At 44.9% G+C, this 21,747-nt stretch carries 17 protein-coding genes; 11 read left to right on the plus strand and 6 right to left on the minus strand.

Translation table 11 applies throughout. From position 1 onward, the window contains the following. The first annotated feature begins 73 nt into the window (after nucleotides 1–73). From V1U08_RS08750 to V1U08_RS08765, 4 genes are all read left to right on the plus strand, one after another. A complete protein-coding gene (locus tag V1U08_RS08750; protein ID WP_014231589.1) occupies nucleotides 74–1,762 on the plus strand; it encodes an NAD-dependent malic enzyme in 1,689 nt (562 codons plus the stop codon). A gap of 204 nt (nucleotides 1,763–1,966) precedes the next feature. Beyond that, nucleotides 1,967–2,659, plus strand: a complete 693-nt coding sequence (locus V1U08_RS08755) for a SanA/YdcF family protein (protein WP_014231588.1) — start codon at nucleotides 1,967–1,969, stop codon at nucleotides 2,657–2,659. A gap of 209 nt (nucleotides 2,660–2,868) precedes the next feature. Continuing rightward, nucleotides 2,869–4,239 carry an SLC13 family permease gene (locus V1U08_RS08760; RefSeq protein ID WP_014231587.1) on the plus strand — a complete coding sequence of 457 codons (1,371 nt, stop codon included), beginning with the start codon at nucleotides 2,869–2,871 and terminating at the stop codon, nucleotides 4,237–4,239. 206 nt (nucleotides 4,240–4,445) lie between these two features. Further along, nucleotides 4,446–5,270 carry a DUF2797 domain-containing protein gene (locus V1U08_RS08765; protein ID WP_014231586.1) on the plus strand — a complete coding sequence of 275 codons (825 nt, stop codon included), beginning with the start codon at nucleotides 4,446–4,448 and terminating at the stop codon, nucleotides 5,268–5,270. 71 nt (nucleotides 5,271–5,341) lie between these two features. On the opposite strand, the gene V1U08_RS08770 is transcribed toward V1U08_RS08765, so the two are convergent. Beyond that, nucleotides 5,342–6,577 carry a cysteine desulfurase-like protein gene (locus V1U08_RS08770; protein WP_014231585.1) on the minus strand — a complete coding sequence of 412 codons (1,236 nt, stop codon included), beginning with the start codon at nucleotides 6,575–6,577 and terminating at the stop codon, nucleotides 5,342–5,344. Continuing rightward, a complete protein-coding gene (locus V1U08_RS08775) occupies nucleotides 6,561–7,217 on the minus strand; it encodes a 2OG-Fe dioxygenase family protein (RefSeq protein WP_020333016.1) in 657 nt (218 codons plus the stop codon). The genes V1U08_RS08770 and V1U08_RS08775 overlap by 17 nt, the downstream gene beginning before the upstream one ends. A 360-nt stretch (nucleotides 7,218–7,577) precedes the next feature. Here V1U08_RS08775 and trxB point away from each other — a divergent pair, with 360 nt between their 5' ends. The 3 genes from trxB to cydC all read left to right on the plus strand — a co-directional run bounded on the left by trxB (nucleotide 7,578) and on the right by cydC (nucleotide 12,142). Next, nucleotides 7,578–8,537, plus strand: a complete 960-nt coding sequence (trxB, locus tag V1U08_RS08780; protein ID WP_020333015.1) for a thioredoxin-disulfide reductase — start codon at nucleotides 7,578–7,580, stop codon at nucleotides 8,535–8,537. Nucleotides 8,538–8,640: 103 nt separating this feature from the next. Next, nucleotides 8,641–10,428 (plus strand): heme ABC transporter permease/ATP-binding protein CydD, encoded by a 1,788-nt coding sequence (cydD, locus tag V1U08_RS08785; protein WP_329352392.1) that lies wholly within the window; start codon nucleotides 8,641–8,643, stop codon nucleotides 10,426–10,428. After that, nucleotides 10,421–12,142 carry a heme ABC transporter ATP-binding protein/permease CydC gene (cydC, locus tag V1U08_RS08790; RefSeq protein WP_118118247.1) on the plus strand — a complete coding sequence of 574 codons (1,722 nt, stop codon included), beginning with the start codon at nucleotides 10,421–10,423 and terminating at the stop codon, nucleotides 12,140–12,142. The genes cydD and cydC overlap by 8 nt, the downstream gene beginning before the upstream one ends. 54 nt (nucleotides 12,143–12,196) lie before the next feature. Here cydC and V1U08_RS08795 read toward each other — a convergent pair whose 3' ends face one another. The 3 genes from V1U08_RS08795 to V1U08_RS08805 all read right to left on the minus strand — a co-directional run bounded on the left by V1U08_RS08795 (nucleotide 12,197) and on the right by V1U08_RS08805 (nucleotide 16,302). Beyond that, on the minus strand, nucleotides 12,197–13,534 hold the full coding sequence (locus V1U08_RS08795; protein WP_330470428.1) for a D-serine ammonia-lyase: 1,338 nt from the start codon (nucleotides 13,532–13,534) through the stop codon (nucleotides 12,197–12,199). Between the two features lie 146 nt (nucleotides 13,535–13,680). Continuing rightward, the gene (gene serC, locus V1U08_RS08800; protein ID WP_031779177.1) at nucleotides 13,681–14,784 is read right to left on the minus strand and encodes a 3-phosphoserine/phosphohydroxythreonine transaminase; all 1,104 of its coding nucleotides are present in this window, start codon (nucleotides 14,782–14,784) and stop codon (nucleotides 13,681–13,683) included. 252 nt (nucleotides 14,785–15,036) lie between these two features. Further along, the gene (locus tag V1U08_RS08805) at nucleotides 15,037–16,302 is read right to left on the minus strand and encodes a DUF945 family protein (protein WP_020333010.1); all 1,266 of its coding nucleotides are present in this window, start codon (nucleotides 16,300–16,302) and stop codon (nucleotides 15,037–15,039) included. Between the two features lie 186 nt (nucleotides 16,303–16,488). On the opposite strand from V1U08_RS08805, the gene V1U08_RS08810 reads away from it, so the two are divergent. The 3 genes from V1U08_RS08810 (at nucleotide 16,489) to V1U08_RS08820 (ending at nucleotide 19,667) form a co-directional block, all read left to right on the plus strand. Next, entirely contained in the window at nucleotides 16,489–18,429 is a 1,941-nt protein-coding gene (locus V1U08_RS08810; protein ID WP_330470429.1) for an ATP-binding protein, read from the plus strand. Further along, the gene (locus V1U08_RS08815; protein ID WP_020333008.1) at nucleotides 18,426–18,923 is read left to right on the plus strand and encodes a response regulator; all 498 of its coding nucleotides are present in this window, start codon (nucleotides 18,426–18,428) and stop codon (nucleotides 18,921–18,923) included. Before V1U08_RS08810 ends, V1U08_RS08815 begins: the two co-directional genes overlap by 4 nt. 198 nt (nucleotides 18,924–19,121) lie before the next feature. Continuing rightward, entirely contained in the window at nucleotides 19,122–19,667 is a 546-nt protein-coding gene (locus tag V1U08_RS08820) for a hypothetical protein (RefSeq protein ID WP_330470430.1), read from the plus strand. Between the two features lie 174 nt (nucleotides 19,668–19,841). Here V1U08_RS08820 and V1U08_RS08825 read toward each other — a convergent pair whose 3' ends face one another. After that, entirely contained in the window at nucleotides 19,842–20,429 is a 588-nt protein-coding gene (locus V1U08_RS08825; protein WP_014231574.1) for a TfoX/Sxy family DNA transformation protein, read from the minus strand. 370 nt (nucleotides 20,430–20,799) lie between these two features. Between V1U08_RS08825 and V1U08_RS08830 the strand changes: the two genes are divergently transcribed. Next, nucleotides 20,800–21,720 (plus strand): HDOD domain-containing protein, encoded by a 921-nt coding sequence (locus V1U08_RS08830; RefSeq protein ID WP_014231573.1) that lies wholly within the window; start codon nucleotides 20,800–20,802, stop codon nucleotides 21,718–21,720. The last annotated feature ends 27 nt before the right edge of the window (nucleotides 21,721–21,747 follow it).

Raw genomic sequence — 21,747 nt, forward strand, 5'->3', positions numbered from 1 at the left:
ACGAATGTTTACAACTAAAGTCGGAAACCGTTAAAATTTGGCGCGCATCCTTCAACCCTACATAAGGCTCCAAATGAACAACGATAAACGCCCGCTATATATCTCGTATGCGGGACCCGCTCTTATGGCAACTCCTCTTTTGAATAAAGGCAGTGCTTTTTCTGCCGAAGAACGCAGCTCATTCAACTTAGAGGGCTTGCTACCTGAAGCCACTGAAACCATACAAGAACAAGTAGAACGTGCTTACCAACAGTACAAAGGTTTCGAAAGTGACATGGATAAACACATTTATCTACGTAACATTCAAGATACCAACGAAACGCTATTCTACCGCTTAGTACAAAACCACGTTTCTGAGATGATGCCAATCATCTACACGCCAACCGTTGGCGCAGCTTGTGAGAACTTCTCCAATATTTACCGTCGCGGCCGTGGCCTTTTCATTTCTTATCCTAATCGTGACCGCATTGATGACCTGCTAAATAACGCAGCAAACCACAACGTAAAAGTCATTGTAGTTACCGACGGTGAACGTATTCTAGGTTTGGGCGACCAGGGTATCGGTGGTATGGGCATTCCTATCGGTAAACTTGCTCTTTACACCGCTTGTGGTGGTATTAGTCCAGCTTATACACTACCAATCGTACTGGATGTCGGCACGAACAACCCTCAGCGTTTGGCTGATCCAATGTACATGGGTTGGCGCCACCCTCGTATCACAGGTGCAGAATACGACGCGTTTGTTGAAGAGTTCATGCAAGCGGTACAACGCCGCTGGCCTGATGCTTTAATCCAGTTCGAAGATTTCGCACAAAAGAATGCGATGCCTCTTCTTGAACGTTACAAAGACCGTGTTTGCTGCTTCAACGACGACATCCAAGGAACCGCTGCGGTAACAGTTGGCTCATTGCTTGCTGCGTGTAAGGCTGCTGGCACTAAGCTATCTCAACAGCGTATTACTTTCTTGGGTGCAGGCTCGGCTGGTTGTGGTATTGCAGAAGCGATCATCGCTCAAATGGTTTCAGAAGGCATTTCTGACCAACAGGCTCGCTCTCAGGTTTATATGGTTGACCGTTGGGGCCTACTTCAGGAAGGCATGCCAAACCTTCTTGATTTCCAACAGCGATTGGTACAAAAACATGAAAATACCAAAGAGTGGGAAAATGAAGGCACTGGTTACTCACTACTAGACGTAATGCGTAACGCGAAGCCGACTGTGCTTGTTGGTGTATCTGGTGCACCTGGCCTATTCAGCCAAGAAGTCATCGAAGAGATGCACAAACACTGTAAGCGCCCTATCGTGTTCCCGCTATCAAACCCAACCAGTCGTGTAGAAGCAACACCAAACGACATCATTCGTTGGACCAATGGCGAAGCGTTGGTTGCAACTGGTAGCCCGTTCGCTCCAGTTGTACACGAAGGAAAAACCTACCCGATTGCTCAGTGTAACAACAGTTACATCTTCCCTGGTATCGGCTTAGGTGTTCTTGCTGTTAACGCAAAACGCGTCACTGATGAAATGCTGATGGAATCTAGCCGCGCACTTGCGACATGTTCGCCATTAGCGATTAATGGTCACGGTGCACTTCTTCCACCACTGGAAGAGATTCACCTGGTATCGAAGAAAATCGCTTTTGCTGTCGCTAAAAAAGCCATTGAACAAGGTGTGGCACTAGAAATCACCGACGAAGCTCTTCACGTTGCGATTGAACAGTCGTTCTGGCAACCAGTTTACCGTCGTTACAAGCGAACTGCGTTCTAAATTTAACCGCAAAAGAAAAACTCGCCTAATAATTAGCCCCTAACACATAGGGGCTTTTGTTTTTTAAACGTTTTTTTATCATCCTAACCGTATTTTGGCACAAATGGACTTCTCTCTTTTTGTTTGTATCAGATATGATGAGACATACACTTTCATTTAAGGATAAAAAACGTTTTGTTGTTTTCTCGTATAAGGTCAAAGTGGATGCTTAAATTTACATGGAAGCGACTTGCTTTGATTTTGTCGATCGCTGTACTTGGCCTGCTGATCTCCGTTATAGCCATCGACAGATGGGTAGTATTGCAAGCCAAAGAGAACATTTTTACTGACTACGAACCAATACCTCAGCATGAGGTAGCCGTCGTACTCGGTACGAGCAAATACATCGGTAAAGTCCTCAACACTTACTATACCCATCGCATCAACGCCGCGATTGAGCTTTACGAGCAAGGTAAGGTGAAACAATTTCTGCTCAGTGGTGACAACGCCCACCGCTCTTACAATGAGCCATGGACGATGAAACGCGATCTACTCAAGGCAGGCGTACCAGAAGAAGTCATTCATCTCGACTACGCAGGTTTCCGTACGCTCGATTCGATTGTCCGTGCGAAAAAGATATTTGCTTCCGAGCGCTTTCTGATTGTGACCCAGCGTTTCCACTGCGAACGAGCACTGTTCATTGCCAATGCGTACCACATAGACGCCCAGTGTCTTGCCGTCGCAGGCCCAGTCACAAACAAACAGAAAGCATCGATGCGTATGCGCGAACTGCTTGCCCGCGTTAAAGCATTCCTCGATCTTTACGTGATTGATACACAGCCGAGATTCCTTGGCCCTCAAGAACCGATTTTTGCTGTAAAAGAGCCCATCGAACCAAGACAAGTCCCTGTGGAATAGCCACTAACGCTTTTAATAACACTTCTATAAAAAGAATGGGTAGCAATCTACCCATTTCTAATTCCCAACATCACATTTTCATATTTGCTCTACGATTCAAGCAAAACTCAATTGCTCATTCAAAGTAACATTTAATCAATAAATAAATACAAGTCAGTTACTTTGCCATAAAAAACCGACAAAAAGGCAATGAATAAGGAGCATACCCCATGACCGCACTCGCTGTGACATTGAAGAACTGGTTCTTCACTCGCAACAGCATGATATTGAACGCAAATATCCTGCTATTCATTATCTTGTTTAATACCCTACCCTTTGAACCGCAAGTCGTAACCGGCATTAGCATCTTAGTTTTTGTTGCAATTTTGTGGTTAACGGAAGCGATTCACGTAAGTATTACAGCATTGTTGATACCGCTACTCGCCGTGTTTTTAGGCGTGTTTAATACACAAGTCGCGCTCAACAACTTTTCTAACTCAATCATCTTCTTGTTCTTAGGAGGTTTTGCCCTAGCGGCGGCGCTGCATAAGCAGAAGTTAGACCAAGCGATTGCCGATAAGGTGTTGATATTAGCCCAAGGAAAAATGTCGGTAGCCGTCTTCATGCTGTTTGGTGTGAGTGCGGGTTTGTCGATGTGGATCTCTAATACTGCGACCACAGCAATGATGCTTCCTCTGGTTCTCGGCGTGATGACCAAACTGGATGGTGATAAAAACCATCGCACATTCCTATTCGTTTTGCTTGGTATCGCATACAGCGCATCCATCGGTGGTATTGCCACTCTCGTTGGTAGCCCACCAAATGCAATTGCTGCAGCTGAGGTCGGTCTTAACTTTACCGAATGGATGAAGCTTGCTCTGCCAATCTCTCTATTGTTGATGCCAGTTGCGGTTTTGGTTCTGTACGTTATGACCAAACCTGATTTGAGCCACAAGTTTGAACTTGACCACAAACCTGTCGAGTGGACAAATGGCAAGAAGGTCACTCTGGCGATTTTCCTTCTGACAGTGACGCTTTGGATCTTTAGCAAACCAATCAATGCGATGCTAGGCGGCTTTGCTAAGTTCGACACTCTGGTGGCAATTGGCGCAATCCTTCTACTCGGCGCATCTCGCGCGGTTGAATGGAAAGACATCGAGAAAACAACCGACTGGGGCGTATTGATTCTGTTCGGTGGTGGTATCTGTCTAAGTAACGTTCTTAAAGATACTGGCACCAGCGTTTTCTTAGCACACAGCTTGTCAGGCTTTTTGGAACAGGCAGGCGTTCTGCTGACGATTCTTGCCGTCGTTGCCTTCGTTGTATTCTTAACTGAATTTGCGAGTAACACCGCAAGTGCAGCGTTGCTGGTACCTGTTTTTGCCACCATTGCAGAAGCACTCGGTATGTCGCCTGTCATTCTTTCAGCATTGATTGCGGTCGCAGCTTCATGTGCGTTTATGTTGCCAGTAGCGACTCCACCAAACGCGATTGTATTTGGTACCGGTCATATCAAGCAAAAAGAGATGATGCGCATCGGCCTTGTTCTGAACATTGCATGTATTGGCGTACTAACACTTTTCGCTTGGCTTTTCTGGTAAGCAAAGACTTTTTACTGCTGTACCTCGTCGTTTCGTTCCCCCTGAATGATGTACAGCAGTTTCCCGACTGGTGGCCAATTGGCCACCTTTTTTTATCTTAGTTACCAAAATTTAAAGCTCCTATTTCCCGCCAACATTCTATTCCCCCCTGCCCCTGACTTTGCATTCAGTATATACTGTGCAAAAACACAATAATGAGTAATGTTATGTCCTTAATTGCAACTGGTACGCTTAACAAAATGCGAGCTTCTCTGGATGGCGCAGTAAGCTATCGACTTCCCGTAGGTGATGAAGAGATTGACCTTTCTCCATTCCTTGGGCAAACGCTAACACTGACCCACACTGGCAATATTTTCTGCTGTTCTTGCGGCAAAAAAACCAAAAAGAGCTACTCACAAGGTCACTGCTTTGTTTGCATGAAGAAGCTAGCAAGCTGCGATATGTGCATCATGAAGCCAGAGACATGTCACTACGATCAAGGTACGTGTCGAGAGCCACAATGGGGCGAAGAAAACTGTATGGTGGATCACTTCGTGTATCTGTCTAATACATCGAGCCTTAAAGTCGGTATCACTCGTCACACTCAAATCCCAACACGATGGATTGATCAGGGCGCGACTCAAGGTTTACCGATCTTTAAAGTAAAAACCCGCCACATTTCTGGCTTGATTGAAGTTGAGCTGGCAAAACATATTGCCGATAAAACCAACTGGCGCGCATTGCTTAAAGGTGATGGAGAACCGATCGAACTGCAGGACCGATTTGCAGAACTTCTGCCTTTAGTGGAAGACAAAATCGCCGAAATCAAGCAGCAATTCGGTGAGGATGCAATCGAAGTATTAAGTGAAAACATCACAGATCTTAGCTATCCAGTGCAGCAGCACCCAACTAAGATTACTTCACATAACTTTGATAAAAACCCGGTTGTGACGGGCATTCTGCAAGGTATTAAAGGCCAATACCTGATTTTCGATACTGGCGTCATCAACGTGCGTAAGTTCACGTCTTATGAAGTTGAAGTCAGCGCATAAAAACTGACGACTTTGATATACAAAAAAGCTCGAGCTAAATGCTCGAGCTTTTTGTTTTCTATTTGAATTCACTAAGCATCAAGAATGCTTTCAATCACATCAAACAACATATCCACTTCTTCAAGTGTGTTGTAATGCATGCAACCAATTCGCACAACACCACCGGTCTCTTCCAGCCCAAGCTGACGAACTAAGCCCAGTGCGTAAAAATGCCCGTTCCAGACACAAATATTGTGTTCGCCCAAGGTTTTCGCAATAAATTCTGGCGAATATTTATCGAAGGTCAACGCAAATGTTGGTGTACGAAGCTGCGTATATTCCTTATCGATGCCATACAGTTTAACGCCCTCTAGCGCATCTAATCGCTGTAAGAAACGCTCACTTAATCGTTGTTCATGCTGAGTATAAAGCGCAAAGCTTTGTTCAAGTCTTTGGCGAAGTGGTAACCCTTCTTCACCAAACTGCGCTAGGTATTCAACAGCTGCGGTTACGCCAGCCAAGCCTTCAAAACTTTGTGTCCCTGTTTCAAACCGACCCGGGCCGATATTCGTTGCTGGCTCAACTTTATACGGGCGGATGCTGTGTAACCATTGGTCAGCAACGTATGCAATTCCCACATGAGGGCCGAAGAATTTGTAGGCAGAACATGCCAGGAAATCACATCCTAACGCCTGTACATCCACAAGATGGTGCGGCGCATAGTGTACTGCGTCGACGTAAACTTGAGCGCCAACTTGATGTACCATTTCCACAACACTTTGAATATCGACAATTGACCCTGTGGTATTCGAAGCATAAGTGACTGCGACCAAACGCGTTTTGTCAGACAACAAGCTTTGTAGATGTTCAAGATCCAGCGTACAGTCATCCTCATTGATACGAACCTGATGTACGACTGCGCCTTTGTCTTCAGCGGCTTGCTGCCAGCTAGAAACGTTTGAATAGTGATCTAAGGCAGAAACGATAATCTCATCGCCCTCTTGCCACTCTCGGCTGATCGCACGACTTAGTTGGAAAGTCAGCGATGTCATGTTCGCACCAAATACAATGTTGCCAGAAGAAGGCGCATTTAATAGCGCCTGAGCCGATTCGCGCGCATTTTGCATCACATCAACGGTCGTTTGGCTAGAAAAGTAATGCCCACCCAAGTTCGAGTTGTAGTAACCAAGGTAAGCCACCATCGCGTCAAGAACTGACTGTGGTACTTGTGAACCGCCCGGACCGTCAAAAAAAGTAACTGGTCTGTCGTTATGGTACTGCGCTAACGCAGGAAACTGTTGTCTGATTTGATTAAGATTGAAGTTCATTACGCTTGTCCGTTGCCGTAAGTACAAATACATCCATATGGCCAGCTTTATCGTCAATCACAGAGCGGATTGGACAGGCGTTATGCCAGAGTTTACTGTCTGCCAACATTGCGACTTCACCATTCTCCAGAACTTTACGGAAAAATGGCGCTTGGTTGTGGCTGCTGTATAGCATGATATCGCCACCAATGATGTTGTGACGGCCAACCCCTACCATTGCGATGTGATCAAAGCCATCTTGGTGTACACCTTCTGGTGCTACTTGAGTCTCATCTTCAAATGCCGTGATGCGGATTTGGTGAATTTCGATTTCTTGTCCATTCACTAGGTGATTCGCATTAACAAACAGCTCGCACATTTCTCTAAAGCCTTCACTAAGTAGAATATTCTTTTCTATCGGCTCAAATTGGCGAACAACATCACCCTGGAATCGGTTGATATCTGAAGACTGAACAAAGCTGTTTTTGTTCAAATCGATGACTTTGCCATTTTCAAAACTGACAACAGAGTAACGTCTCAATCGGTATTGGCCATCGGCATGATCCGTATGAGGTAGCGTTTCAAAAGATGGTGAAAGTTGCTCAATTGCTGCCATGCTGAGCTGGGTTAAATGTAGAGTATTCTCGCGTGAATGTAACATCATTTGCTCCTTTAATGAGGCACATTTAATTAACATTTAATTTACACGATAGGTTACGCAAATATTCTGCAATTACCAGCTTTTGACGTTGATAACTTCAGCAAATATCAAAAAATACAATAAAAAACCACAAAATTAAGATTAAATAGTTCCATGTTTCAGATTTTAACTTTGGCAACATTTGAAACTAGATATCTCTACTGTCATTAGAATTTTATGCTAGAACAAAAAGTAACCTACTACTTCAGAGTAAGTTCTAACCTATAACCAATTATTAGATCTCTATCCTGCTTTATGCTTTTAAAGCTATAAGAATTTCCATACAATCGAAGGAAATGTTCAGCCCTTTTTGGAGCCATAATGAGCGACGTAAAACATTGTAAACTATTAATTCTCGGTTCTGGCCCTGCGGGTTACACGGCGGCAGTGTACGCTGCACGTGCAAATCTAAACCCAGTGCTGGTAACAGGAATGCAGCAAGGTGGTCAGTTGACCACAACAACAGAAGTTGAAAACTGGCCTGGCGATGCGGAAGGCTTAACAGGTCCCGCGCTAATGGAACGCATGAAAGAACATGCAGAGCGCTTTGAAACCGAAATCGTCTTTGACCACATCAATGAAGTTGAATTAACTCAACGTCCTTTCCGTCTGAAAGGCGATTCTGGTGAGTACACCTGTGATGCATTAATCATCTCAACAGGCGCGTCAGCAAAATACTTAGGTCTTGATTCTGAAGAAGCTTTCAAAGGCCGTGGTGTATCTGCTTGTGCTACTTGTGACGGTTTCTTCTACCGTAACCAGAAAGTGGCAGTTGTCGGTGGTGGTAATACAGCGGTTGAAGAAGCGCTTTACCTTTCAAACATCGCATCTGAAGTTCACCTGATTCACCGCCGTGACTCGTTCCGCGCGGAAAAAATCCTAGTGAACCGCCTGATGGATAAAGTGGAAAACGGTAATATCATTCTTCATACCGATCGTACCCTTGATGAAGTTCTTGGCGACGATATGGGTGTAACTGGTGTTCGCATTAAAGATGTAAACACAGGCGCAACTGAAGATGTCGATGTAATGGGTGCCTTTATTGCGATCGGCCACCAGCCAAATACGCAAATTTTTGAAAGCCAACTTGAAATGAAAGATGGCTACATCATCGTTAAATCTGGTTTAGAAGGTAACGCTACACAGACCAGTATCGAAGGTGTATTTGCGGCAGGCGACGTGATGGATCATAACTACCGTCAAGCAATCACATCAGCGGGTACAGGCTGTATGGCAGCATTGGATGCAGAACGCTTCCTTGACGCACTGAATGACAAATAACTTTTCATATTTGTGCCATATCCTTAAAACCCAGCGGTATTCCCGCTGGGTTTTCTTTTGTATACTACCGCCTCATTAAAACAATTATTATTAAGCCTTTACAATGGATAAGAAAAAGCATAGCAGCTTGAACAAGTGGCTTAAGCAACAAAGTAAGTTAGCCAAGCGCTGGCTTATGATTGCGATCGGCCTAGGCGTACTTTCAAGCGTGTTTTTATTGGCTCAAGCAGCCCTGCTCGCCTCTATTCTTCATCAATTGATCATCGAACAAGTCGACAAAAGTGAACTCATTTGGCACTTTGTCGGACTGGGCGGAACCGTTATTGGTCGTGCAGCCTGTACTTGGGGTCGCGAAATCGCCGGTTATCGTTGCGGTGAACAGATCAGAGTTTATATTCGTCAACTTATTTTGGACAAGGTCCATAAGTTGGGGCCGGCTTACATCAAAGGTAAGCCAGCAGGTAGCTGGGCGACGTTGATCTTAGAGCAAGTGGAAGACATGCAAGATTTCTTTTCTCGCTACCTTCCTCAAATGTCGTTATCGGTTTTGATTCCTTTCATCATTCTGATCGTCGTGTTCCCTGTAAACTGGGCGGCTGGTTTGATTTTCCTGGTTACGGCTCCTCTGGTCCCTATCTTTATGGCATTGGTTGGTAAAAAAGCCGCAGAAGCAAACCGCAAAAACTTCAAAGCGATGCAACGTTTGTCCGGTCACTTCTATGACCGTCTACAAGCCATGACGACCATCCGTCTGTTTGATCGCACCAAGTCTGAAACAGAAACGCTCAAGGGAGCCTCTGAGGTCTTCCGTACCCGAACAATGGATGTGTTAAAAATCGCATTCTTGTCTTCGGCAGTTTTAGAGTTCTTTACCTCGATTTCCATTGCGATTACCGCCGTTTACTTCGGTTTCAGCTACATCGGTGAGCTAAACTTTGGCTACTATGGCGCAGGAGTAACGCTGTTCGCAGGCCTGTTTATTCTGATCCTAGCCCCTGAGTTTTATCAGCCGCTGCGCGACTTAGGTACTTACTACCACGCGAAGCAACAAGCGGTTGGCGCGGCAGAAAGTATTGTCGAGTTTTTGGAACTAGAGGTCGACCACGTAAAAGATGGTAACCAGATTCTAGACCAAGACGCACCGATCCAGATTGAAGCCAATGATCTCGTCGTCCTTAGTCCGGAAGGTAAACAACTTGCAGGGCCTCTATCTTTCTCTCTAGAAGCCAATCAAAGCACAGCACTTGTTGGCCCAAGTGGTGCAGGTAAAACCAGCCTTGTGAATACCATTCTTGGCTTTATGCCTTACCAAGGCAGTCTAAAAATCAATGGTTGTGAGTTATCACAACTCGATCTTGCCACATGGCGTAAAACTATTAGCTGGATTGGTCAAAACCCGATGTTGCTTCATGGTAGCATTCGTGACAACGTCACGTTGGGTAAACACAATGTCCAAGACGACGCAGTCAATGTCGTGCTAAAGGACTCACACGCTGCAGAATTTGTTGAAATGCACGGTCTGGATTACCCAATTTCTGATCGTTCTGGTGGTTTGTCCGTTGGTCAGGCACAACGTCTGGCTCTTTCTCGAGCTATGCTGCAAAACGGCCGTTTTTGGTTACTCGATGAGCCAACTGCGAGTTTAGATGCACGTAGCGAAAGACTGGTAATGGAAGGGATCAGTAAATATACCCAATCAACCACGAACCTGATGATCACTCACCAACTTGCACCATTGAAAAACGTCTCTCAGATCTTAGTGATGCAAAACGGTCAGATTGTTCAGCGTGGCGACTACACAACTCTCTCGTCTGAGGACGGTTTATTCAAAGACATGCTAGAAGCTAATTTAGCCCAGCGTGAATCAGACAAGGGGAACTTAGATGCGTGATTTACTCCCTTACTTAAAACTGTATAAAAAGCACTGGTTTGGTTTGTCATTAGGGATGCTATTGGCATTCCTGACTCTTGCAGCTTCAATTGGACTGTTGACCCTTTCTGGTTGGTTTATTTCTGCCGCTTCAGTCGCAGGATTAACCATCGCAAGAGAAACCTTTAACTACATGCTTCCTGGTGCAGGTGTCCGTGGTGCAGCCATGGCACGTACCGCTGGCCGTTGGGGTGAGCGCGTGGTGAGCCACAATGCCACATTTAAGCTGCTTACCGATTTACGCATATTCTTCTTCGAGAAGCTTTCTCCGCTTATTCCGGGTCGAGTTTCAACCATGCGTGATGCGGACGTACTTAACCGCCTAGTTGCTGATGTCGATGCGATGGATCACGTCTATTTGCGCCTTATCAGCCCAGTGATAATAGGTATATTCGGTATCCTGAGTTTAACCGCGGTGCTGGCATTCTTTGACTGGCACTTGGCAATGCTGTTAGGTTCCGTACTCACTGTTATGCTGTTGGTTTGGCCGGTGCTGTTCTACAAACTCGGCAAAAAGAATGGTGCACACCTGACACATCGCAAAGCTGAATTGCGCGTTGCGACTCTTGACTGGCTGCAAGGCTATAGCGAGCTCAGTATTTTTGGTGCAGAAGAACGTTACCGCAACTTGATTTTAGACAAGCAAAAACAGCTGCTTTCCAATCAGTTTGTTAACGCGAATCTCACTGGTATGGCATCAGGTCTACTGATGTTGGCTAACGGTCTGACGCTGGTAATGATGTTATGGTTTGCTGCGGATGGCGTTGGTGGTCGAGCTCCGGATCCGTGGATTGCGCTTTTCGCCTTTGCAACCATGGCAAGTTTCGAAATCCTAATGCCTATTGCAGGTGCGTTTCAGTATCTGGGTCAAACCTTGACGTCGGCACGCCGTCTGAATGAGGTTATTCTTGCTAAACCAGATGTTGTTTTTCCTCAGCAGTCGAGTCGTGAAGACAAACCGTTGGATATCGAGTTTGACAACATTAGCTTTGCGTATCCGGATGGCCAGCAAAAAGTGCTGAACGATTTATCGCTATCTCTGCCTCTGGGTTCAAAAACCGCAGTGGTTGGTCAAACTGGTTCTGGCAAGTCGACACTTATTCAACTGCTGTGTCGCTACTGGGACGTGAACCAAGGTGAAGTACGTATTGGTGGCGCATCGCTAAAAGACTGGGGCGAATCTGATTTGCGTTCAGCCATTACCGTCGTTAGCCAGCGTGTAGACGTATTAAACGGCACACTGCGTGACAACCTCCTGATGGCTGCGCCCGATGCAACTGATGAACAACTGGCTGATATTTTAACTCAGGTTGATCTTGGCGGCCTGCTTGAAGAACCAGGCTTAAGTGCGTGGTTAGGCGATGGCGGTCGTCAACTTTCTGGTGGCGAAAAGCGTCGTATTGGCATTGCTCGAGCGCTGTTACGTGACGCGCCAATTCTGCTGTTAGATGAGCCGACTGAGGGCCTTGATAAACGCACGGAGCAAAAAGTGATGGCGTTATTCAACCAGCACTTTGCTAACAAGACCGTCGTGTTCATTACGCACCGCCTCATCGAGCTGGAGAACATGGATAACATCTGCTTGATGGAGCAAGGGGAAATCATTGAGCAAGGCAACCACAATGCATTGATAGCGCAACAAGGTCGCTACTTCCAACTGTTGCAGTCTCTATAAAGATAAATACTCAAAGGGCTCATCAAAAGATGAGCCCTTTTTTATTGGCAAGCATCAATCACAGCGTTCTGACTGAGCTAAATATGCCGCCATTTCTGCTTCTGGAACCATGCCACCGCCCGTCGCCCAAACGAGATGCGTTGCACCACTCAGCTTCTCGTTGCTAATGTTCATACGAGCCAGGTATTCTTTGTTATTCGACACATGAACCGCACCGACCATTCCAGCAAGCGCTGACGGCTCGAGACGAATATTTTCAAGATCACTCAACTCACCTAAATGATGGTACATACGCTCATCGGAGATGGTGTAATACCCATCTAACAACCTTTCCATTGCCCGCCCGACAAAGCCAGAAGCCCGCCCCACTGCGAGACCATCAGCGGCGGTCACATTATCAATGCCTAAATCCTGAACTGAAATTTGGTCATGCAAACCGGTATGTACACCTAATAACATGCAGGGAGAGTGAGTTGGCTCAGCAAAGATACAATGGACGTTGTCACCAAAAGCCATTTTGAGACCAAATGCGACACCGCCCGGACCACCACCCACCCCACATGGCAGGTAGACAAACAGTGGATGGTGTTCATCGACAGCAATACCTAACTCTTCAAACTGTTGCTTCAGTCGCTCCCCTGCAACTGAGTATCCCAAGAATAGAGTTTGTGAGTTTTCGTCATCAATAAAGAAACAGTTAGGGTCTTGCTCTGCCTCTTTACGGCCCTGCTCCACCGCGACACCGTAATCTTGTTCGTATTCAACAACATTAACACCATGAGAACGGAGTTTGTCTTTTTTCCATTGGCGAGCATCGGCAGACATATGGACTGACACAGAGAACCCAAGTTTTGCGCTCATTATGCCAATCGACATACCTAAGTTGCCTGTCGAACCTACTGCGATAGAGTATTGTTGGAAAAACTGGCGAAACTCCTCGCTGAAGAGTTTGCTGTAATCATCCCCTTCACTCAGCAACCCCGCTTCCATCGCGAGCTTTTCTGCATGCGTCAATACTTCGTAAATACCGCCACGAGCTTTTATTGAACCTGAGATAGGTAGATGACTGTCCTTCTTCAACATTAAGCGACCCGAAATTGGGGTTTTATACTGGGTTTCCAGACACCCTTTCATCTTGGGAATGTCAACGACAGGCGATTCAATAATGCCATTATTACCAGCGGTTTCAGGAAAGGCTTTCATGATGTACGGCGCAAATCGATTTAGGCGTTGGCTCGCAGCATCAATATCTTCAGCATCTAAACCAACGTAAGGTAATCCCTCTTCTAAAGGAGTCACATTTGGGTTAAACCAGCAGACTTCTTTCAAATCGATTAACTGCGTCAGGAGGGGAAATTGTTTTTGGAGTTCTTTGGTGTTGTGCAAAGCCATGTTAATCCCATCTTATTCAACCTTTGCAGAGGTAAAGTGCGCAACATGAAAAGTGGTGTGATGTTTGGCTCATCTACCCATGCGTTGGTTAGTTAAACAAAAGCGCCGCAAGTGCGACGCTTTGAGTAGTTCAGTGTTGGTTCAAACTACGCGTACTTTTCTTCGAACTCTTTCATAAAGTCTACAAGCGCCTGAACACCCTCAAGTGTCATTGCGTTGTAGATTGACGCACGCATACCACCTACGGCACGGTGACCTTTCAGAGATTTCAAGCCTTTCGCATCGGCTAGCTCTAAGAAAGTGCTATCAAGCTCTGGCTTCGCTAACTGGAACGGTACGTTCATCAGTGAACGGTTAGCAGAGTGAATGCCGTTACGGTAGAAGTCTGACTGATCAATGAAATCGTAAAGCAATTTCGCTTTTGCACGATTCACTTTCTCAATACTCTTAACACCACCTTCCGCTTTTAGCCATTTGAATACAAGGCCAGATAGGTACCAAGCAAATGTTGGAGGCGTGTTGAACATAGACTCTTTTTCTGCAAGTACAGTGAAATCTAGAATGCTCGGCAGTTCTTGTTTTGCCATACCCAATAAATCATCACGTACGATAACGATAGAAATACCAGATGGGCCGATGTTTTTCTGAGCACCCGCATAGATAACGCCATATTTAGAAACGTCGATCTCACGCGAAAGAATCGTAGAAGACATGTCAGCAACAATTGGCTTGTCGGTAACAGGCAAATCGTTGATTTCAATACCGTCGATGGTTTCGTTAGGACAGAAATGAACGTAAGCCGCGTCTGGGGCAATTTCCCACTCACTTGCAGGTTTTACTGCCAGTTTGCCGTCAATTTCTGTTTTTGCGTCAAAAACGTCTGGTTCACAGTATTTCTTCGCTTCTGCGACTGCGCTTTCTGCCCAGTAACCGCCATCAATATAAGTAGCAGTTTTGGCTTCACCCAAAAGGTTTAGCGGAACAGCAGCAAACTGAGCGCGAGCGCCACCTTGGCAAAATAGGACTTTGTAGTTCTCTGGAATGTTTAAAAGGTCACGCAGGTCTTGTTCAGCTTCTTCAGCAACTTTAATGAACTCTTTGCTTCGGTGGCTAATTTCCATCACGGAAGTGCCAAGACCTTGCCAGTTTAATAGTTCATTTTGTGCTTGTTGCATAACTGCTTTTGGCAGACCTGCTGGTCCTGCGCTGAAGTTAAATACGATGTCCGTATTTTGTTCCATGATGCTCATTGCTCCTGCTCAATATATGTCGAAATTAATGTACTCAAATAATCTCGAGATGCGGGCTTAGGAAGGCTTTTAGGGTCATCAGCGCAGACACTGTTTATCGCGCGAAAACTCTCTAACAAAGTTCCGATGCCTTCATCTTGATATATGTTGGGTATATCACGTTTTTGCGGCGATAAAAACAAGAAAAGAGGTCCTACGACCTCTTTTTAAACTGAAAACGCCATATGAGCGTAATTAACTAACGATGACTGTCTATTTTTGCATCAGCGCTGGCATCAATAGCGCGATCAATGGGAACTCATGTCCGTTCTCGAATTTTAACTTACCATCACCGATTTGAGCCTTAAGTTGGTAACCACCCTCAACTTTGTCTATTAACTCCATGATTAACAACTCATCTATTCCTTCTTGAATAAACGGGTAATGATCAACTAACTCATCGGAGAAATACGTGCTCAGAGCGCCGTTAGTTACATTGACTAACTTCATCGGATTCTGGGTGATTTGCTCGGTACCTTGCGGTATAGACAATTCCCATTCGTTATGGAATTTGCCTTCACCAAACGCGAGTGACAGTTCGTTCACTGAAAGGTTGAAGCCTTTACTAAACAGCGTATCAATGTGAGGCAATAGGCTGGCCACTTCTTGCTCACTCAGCACTGCAGAGCTCTGATAGATAGACATAATCTCATCGAACGATTGGCTATCGACATCGGCGATGGAAAAGTCGAGCTTAAAGTCGTCAACATCGGTGCCATCCGTCAGCCGCAGGTTTTTCGCCGCCAGATTAAACTGACTGTTAAGCTTTTCGCCCGTCTCATCCGTCGCTGTATTACCGCTGTAGTTCGCATTTTCAATTAAGAACACCGGGGTCATAGTAGAATCCACCACATCCAGTTTCTCTAACGAAAATACCTGCTCACCTAGCCAGTAACCTTTAACTTGCTTTCCTTTGCCCTGCCCTGTCAAACCGTTCAAATGCAGTTCGTCACCGTTGACAAAATCAACCTGAACATAGGGAACCGAAACCTGGTAATTAAGATCGCCTAAAACCGTCACGTTACCCGATACTTTCGCAGGGCTTGTCGACACTGAGATATCTTCAGCTTCATTGCGGTAATGCCAGCTGTCTAAGTCCAATGTAAATGCAGTATTACCATTGAGTTGAGTCTGACTTTGCAACGTAAGCGGCAAAAAATCGTTTTCTACTAATTTTGAATCCGCTGTAAGGCTGGTTAGCCCATGGCTAACATCACTTGTGACATCAAAAGTTGTAGGTATGCTGTCACGCAACAATTGCGTCTTTAACTCCGGGTCAACTACCGTATATCGGGTTAGCACAACCGAAGACAGGTAACCACGCTGATACTCAATCACTTCTCCTTTGATCATTTCATCGTTCATATTCGCGATACCATCTTCAATGATGGACTGACCAATTTGACCAACGGCGAGTGGCCAACAGAGCGCGAGTGAAATTGCACCGCCAATGGCGCCAAGTTTTTTAAGATTTTGCATAACGTCACTTTTCAGGTATTTGTGTTCAGTCTAACCCAAACCCTCGGCGGATAAAACATTGAGATAAATCAGACTATTGTTGCTTATTCTAGACCATTAATCAGGAATCATACTTAGCTCGCACTCATTCCGTCGTTTTATTGATAGGGTTTGCTTGGAGAAGTTTTAACCGGAGCTCAACTACCTGTGAATCGCTACGCTGTATTGTGTCTCGACAACAATCCAATCAGTGCCGAACAGTTTCGATTGGAGCTGTCTGCTTTCTCTAGCAAATTTGATATTTTTTCTGTTGAATCCATTGAAGAAGCGCAAAGTGCACTTGAGTATCTCGAACAACAGAAGCAGACTGTCGCACTCGTCATCGCCAGCCACCATGCTCATTTTAATGGCGTGGAATTTCTTATTGGTCTCGACCGGGCACCACATACAGAAAGCGCACGAAAAATCCTCATTAGTTGCTCCTCGGATATCCAAGCGATACTCACTGCCGTTAACGAAGGTCGATTAGACCACTGCCTGACAAAGCCGCTCCCGGATAAGGTGCTGTTTAATACGGTTCAAAAAGAGTTAACACAGTTTATTTTGCGCAACTGTCATGAGGACTTGCTCGGCTACAGCCAAGTACTGGACCAACATAAATTGCTGCGAGCGCACATTGAGAATCAGATGCAGAAATACCAAGCGGGCTTTTTGCATGACTATCACTCAATGTCCGATGCAGAGCTTGCAGAGCAAGTAATTACCGCCTTGCAACTGTTTTTTAAAGACAGCGACGACACCCATGCCTGCCGTACCTACTCGCCTGAACATTTATTGACGGTTGAAGGTGAACCCAACAACTTTCTCTGGTTTATCACCAACGGAGACGTTGCACTGTACAAAAGGGATGAGCAAGGCGTTCAAAGAGAAGTCGTTCGCTACACGAAAGGTAATATTGTCGGCAGCATGTCATTTGTGACGGGTGAAAACTCTTTCTCTACCGCACTGACATTATCGAAGACGGAAGTGATCAAACTCGATCGCCAAGTGTTCCACAACGTCATGCAGAGTGACTCTAATCTGCTGCCACTCTTCACCAACTTACTGCTTCGACACTTTAATCGACGTTTGCAACGCAGCATAAATACCAAGTTACAGCTGCAAAAAACACTTGAATCGTTAGAGTCGGCTCATCAGCAACTGATAGAGCGAGAAAAAATGGCCATGCTTGGTCAGCTCGTGGCCGGTGTTGCCCATGAACTCAACAATCCAATCGCAGCTATTTTGCGAGGCGTAGAAAATCTCACGCATACCCTTGAAAGCCTACTGACCGAGCTTCCTAGTTCGGATATCCAGAGCAAGGGCGTGCAACTGCTGTCTCAAGCGCAAAATTCTAAACCAGCCTCAACCTCTGAGCTGAGAGCACGAGTAAAACAACTTAGCCCTATCCTGCCGGATCGCACGTTAGCCAAAAAAATCGTCAATCTCGGCTTAGAGTCAAATGATGCGTTGTTGTCGCAGCTCGCGAAAAAACAGGATAGTGCAGCTCAGACACTTGGAACACTTGAGCAATATCATAAAGCGGGGGCTTCTCTGCGTTCCATTAACGTGTGTGCAGCCCGTATCGCTGACATGGTAAAGAGCTTGAAAGGCTATGCACGTGCTGATGATGAAAGCATGCATTACGCTGATATCCATGAAGGCATCGAAGATACCTTGGTTATCTTTGAAAACAAGTTGAAAATGCACCAGGTTTCAACAGACTACGATAACTTACCGCGAATTCTTTGCCAGCCTATCGCTTTACAGCAGGTTTGGACTAATCTAGTTTCAAACGCCATTGACGCTTTTCCGGATAAAGGTGTGTTAAAGATCCAGACCAGGCTGGTCGAAAAAGATCAAAAACGATATGCCGTGATTTCATTCGAAGATAATGGTTGTGGTATTCCGGAATCACAGAAGGCATCAATTTTTGAACTCAACTTTACGACCAAAAAAGTGGGCAACTTTGGCTTAGGAATCGGGCTTTCTATCTGCCAGCAAATCGTTTCTGCTCACCACGGATGGATTGAAGTGGAATCAGAACTCAACAAATACACTCGTATGACAGTCTGGTTACCGGTCATCGAAGAAGGAGATGAAATATGACAAAGTATCTGATTTTATGCGTCGATGACGAAAGAGAAGTCTTGGATAGCGTGTTGCAAGATTTAGCTCCCTTCGAAGAACATTTTATTTTAGAAGGCGCTGAGTCCGTGACAGAGGCAAGACAAGTAATCGAGGACATGGCGGACGAAGAAGTAAAACTTGCGCTCATTTTGTGTGATCACATTATGCCGGAGCAAACTGGAATTAGCTTCTTGATTGAACTAAGCCAAAGTGCTGACACAAGAAGTGCCCGCAAAGTGCTACTGACCGGTCAGGCAGGATTAGAAGACACCGTAGAGGCAATTAACCACGACAGTTTAGACTATTACATTGCCAAGCCATGGAGAGGAGATGAACTAAGACAGGCGATCCTCTCCCAGCTTACTTCGTTCGTTATCGAACAGGATGATGACTTGTTATCCTGGACAACCGTCCTTGACTCAGAAGCTATTTTAAACGCGATGGCAGAGCGTAGAGCAAGCTTCGGTGAATAAGCCAAACCATACAAAGTGCGCCATCATACATGGCGCACTTTTTGCTTAAATTGGATAACAATTAAGTTAATTGACAAAACATCGACACATTTATGTTGGTCGAAGACCTCTCTTTTGATTATGATGTCGGACAAATCAGATTACAGTTCAAGTGCTTGCTTGGACTCATGGAAAAATAAACAAGGTTTATCGTTAGTTATGCGTAAGACACTATTAGCCACAGCCCTATTGTTAGCATCAAGCCACGCCCTAGCTGCGAACGGCAATACGCCTGCAACTATGAGCAACTTTAGTTACGACTACGTCGAAGCTCGCATTGGCGCAAGCCCGATGACATTTGGTGCTGGCGTTAGCAAATCAATTCACCCAAATGCACACGTCATAGCTCGTATCGATTCTGAGTTTGAAAGCGACTTTGATTCAGCAGCTGGTTTTGGTTTTCACTCACCACTTAATAACTGGGCAGACCTGACAGGCGAAATGCTGATGCGCATTGTTCAACCATCTCACTCAAGCAGCACTGATGTGGGTATGGAACTAAACCTGGGCGTTCGTCAGTGGTTAGGTCCTCAATTAGAAGTAGGTGGTAAAGTTGGCTATGTTTCTATTGATGACAACGACGACTGGATGGGCTCTGCCTATGCACGTTTCCACTCAACTGAGTTGTTCTCTCTAGGTGCAGAAGCTCGCATTAACGACTTTTACGGTGATCAAGTTATGTTCACTACGCGCTTCAAGTTCTAATAAGCACAAGCGAAAAACAAAAACCGAGGCATTAGCCTCGGTTTTTTATTTGGTAGAAATAACTCACTCTAATAAAGTGCTCAAAAGTATCAACATCCCTTTTCTACTTTTGATGCTTACTTTTACGAATCGCTAACGCCTGAGTAAAGTCATTCATTAAATAAGCCCATTACGTTAATTACACAGCTCTAAAAGCTGTTTTTTACGTGGCTCTTGAATGAGTTTCCAGTGCACTCCATCAATCGCACCAGCAAACTTCCAAAGCAGTTTGACATCTACATCGTTACCGTAAGCCTGTCTTACTTTATTGAAAACTTCCACAGGCCCAAGCTCCAAAAATGCTTCAACATCATCAACGCCGGCTTTTTTCACCATACGCTCAAGTGTAAGTTGCATGTTCGGCAGATCCCTTAGCCGTCTACTCGCAGATGATTTTTGGTATTTGCGTTCCTTTACTGAGTACTCTATTGATTTTTTTAACAGTTCATCTAAACCGGAAAAGCCGGATTCAAACAGCTCTGTCACATCATAATAATTAACGGTTGCCGTCGTTTGTCTCTTGACGTGCTTATATTTTTCACAATTTAGTTGCATCAGCTCTTCGTCTAGCTCATTACCGCCACGTAGGTAACAGCAGTCATTACTGACAAGAGCGAACATGGCATCATCGCAAAATAAACCGATGCCGCCAAACATGGAACGTTTCTGATATTGACTAAAATTGCGTACGTATTTAAAAAAAGCTTGGTCTGTCATGTCCATTGACCTCTTTAATCTGAATAAATTACCCCGATTAGCGATGTCACCAGATAAACAGCAGCTTGTAGCGAATTATAAAATGTCGATTTGTTGGCGATATATTTGTGAATTGTGCTTACCAACTTGCTTAATCATACTTAACGACGAAAAATAAGTTAGGACATAAGTCACATATAAAAAAGTATAAATTCCCCATACGTGATTGATTTCACAGTTATCCTTCTTTGTAGCGGTATTTTTTTGACACCTTGTAGACTGAATCAACAATTCATCATGATATGTTAGGTAATTGAGTATACAGAGAACGCATTTCATTGATAATGCGCGTGTTGAAAGGGTACACTGTACCAAAGATTATAAGTACAACGTCATAATGGAACACCTATCATTTTTTTGGCTACCAAATAACAAAGATAAGCTTTTAAAAGCGCTAGAATCCGAATTCGCACAACTGGTAGAGCAATCTATTACTATCGGTAAGATTTCTTTACCTCCGATACCTGATGCCGTGCTTAAAATTCAGCAATTGTGTCAGGAAGAAAACACAACAATCGCCGATATTGCGAACTGTTTGTTAGAAGATCCTGGATTAGCAGCCGTTGTGGTGCGGGTCGCGAACTCGGTAATTTTTAACCGTAGAAATATCACCTGCAATGATTTAATAACCGCTGTCTCACGTTTAGGCATTCTGCGCGTGCGTGACATTGTGACCGCTCAAGCAATTGAACAATTGAAACACTCACTAAATCTAACCAGCGAATGTAACGCGATCATGGTGAAAAGTGCTGCGGTTTCCCGTGAGCTTGGTGCTGTGATGGTGTTAATTGTGCAAGAGTTCCGCAAGCACGATCCTGTGACGTATGGACACCTTGAACAAGAAAAAGCATTGTTAGTCGGCTTGTTAGCAGATATAGGCCTATTTTGTCTTATTAATGAGTACAATATGTACCTCGAAAGAGGCAACTATCTGGATCAAGATATCGCGTTACAAATCTTCCAAACACGTTGCGCTACCACCAGCAATCTGGTGCTAGAACGCTGGGGATTTGATAACGATTACAGAGAAGTGTCATCGAACGAAAAGTACGTCACTTCTCGCCCAGATGTCAGTTACTTAGACATAGCCAGAATTGCACACCATCTGTTAATGTTCCGCAATCAAGATGAGCGCATTAACGAACACGAAGTGGAATTCAACCTAACGGGCGCTGAGATACTTTATGAACTCAGCAATATGAGTGATGAGGACTTCCGTCAGGAAATGAACACGGTTTTAACCACCAGTGGCTTGTAGACCTTATTTTTAATCAAAACGTCATCC

The organism is Vibrio sp. YYF0003, assembly GCF_036350715.1.
Classification (GTDB): domain Bacteria; phylum Pseudomonadota; class Gammaproteobacteria; order Enterobacterales; family Vibrionaceae; genus Vibrio; species Vibrio natriegens.

Excerpts from the sequence above, each read along its gene's own strand:
- serC (WP_031779177.1), bottom strand. The coding sequence starts at position 14,784 with ATGAGCATCATGGAACAAAATACGGACATCGTATTTAACTTCAGCGCA.
- V1U08_RS08765 (WP_014231586.1), top strand. The coding sequence starts at position 4,446 with ATGTCCTTAATTGCAACTGGTACGCTTAACAAAATGCGAGCTTCTCTG.
- cydC (WP_118118247.1), top strand. The coding sequence starts at position 10,421 with ATGCGTGATTTACTCCCTTACTTAAAACTGTATAAAAAGCACTGGTTT.
- V1U08_RS08830 (WP_014231573.1), top strand. The coding sequence starts at position 20,800 with ATGGAACACCTATCATTTTTTTGGCTACCAAATAACAAAGATAAGCTT.
- V1U08_RS08750 (WP_014231589.1), top strand. The coding sequence starts at position 74 with ATGAACAACGATAAACGCCCGCTATATATCTCGTATGCGGGACCCGCT.
- V1U08_RS08815 (WP_020333008.1), top strand. The coding sequence starts at position 18,426 with ATGACAAAGTATCTGATTTTATGCGTCGATGACGAAAGAGAAGTCTTG.
- V1U08_RS08795 (WP_330470428.1), bottom strand. The coding sequence starts at position 13,534 with ATGGCTTTGCACAACACCAAAGAACTCCAAAAACAATTTCCCCTCCTG.
- V1U08_RS08755 (WP_014231588.1), top strand. The coding sequence starts at position 1,967 with ATGCTTAAATTTACATGGAAGCGACTTGCTTTGATTTTGTCGATCGCT.
- V1U08_RS08820 (WP_330470430.1), top strand. The coding sequence starts at position 19,122 with ATGCGTAAGACACTATTAGCCACAGCCCTATTGTTAGCATCAAGCCAC.
- V1U08_RS08805 (WP_020333010.1), bottom strand. The coding sequence starts at position 16,302 with ATGCAAAATCTTAAAAAACTTGGCGCCATTGGCGGTGCAATTTCACTC.
- cydD (WP_329352392.1), top strand. The coding sequence starts at position 8,641 with ATGGATAAGAAAAAGCATAGCAGCTTGAACAAGTGGCTTAAGCAACAA.
- V1U08_RS08775 (WP_020333016.1), bottom strand. The coding sequence starts at position 7,217 with ATGTTACATTCACGCGAGAATACTCTACATTTAACCCAGCTCAGCATG.
- V1U08_RS08760 (WP_014231587.1), top strand. The coding sequence starts at position 2,869 with ATGACCGCACTCGCTGTGACATTGAAGAACTGGTTCTTCACTCGCAAC.
- trxB (WP_020333015.1), top strand. The coding sequence starts at position 7,578 with ATGAGCGACGTAAAACATTGTAAACTATTAATTCTCGGTTCTGGCCCT.
- V1U08_RS08825 (WP_014231574.1), bottom strand. The coding sequence starts at position 20,429 with ATGGACATGACAGACCAAGCTTTTTTTAAATACGTACGCAATTTTAGT.
- V1U08_RS08770 (WP_014231585.1), bottom strand. The coding sequence starts at position 6,577 with ATGAACTTCAATCTTAATCAAATCAGACAACAGTTTCCTGCGTTAGCG.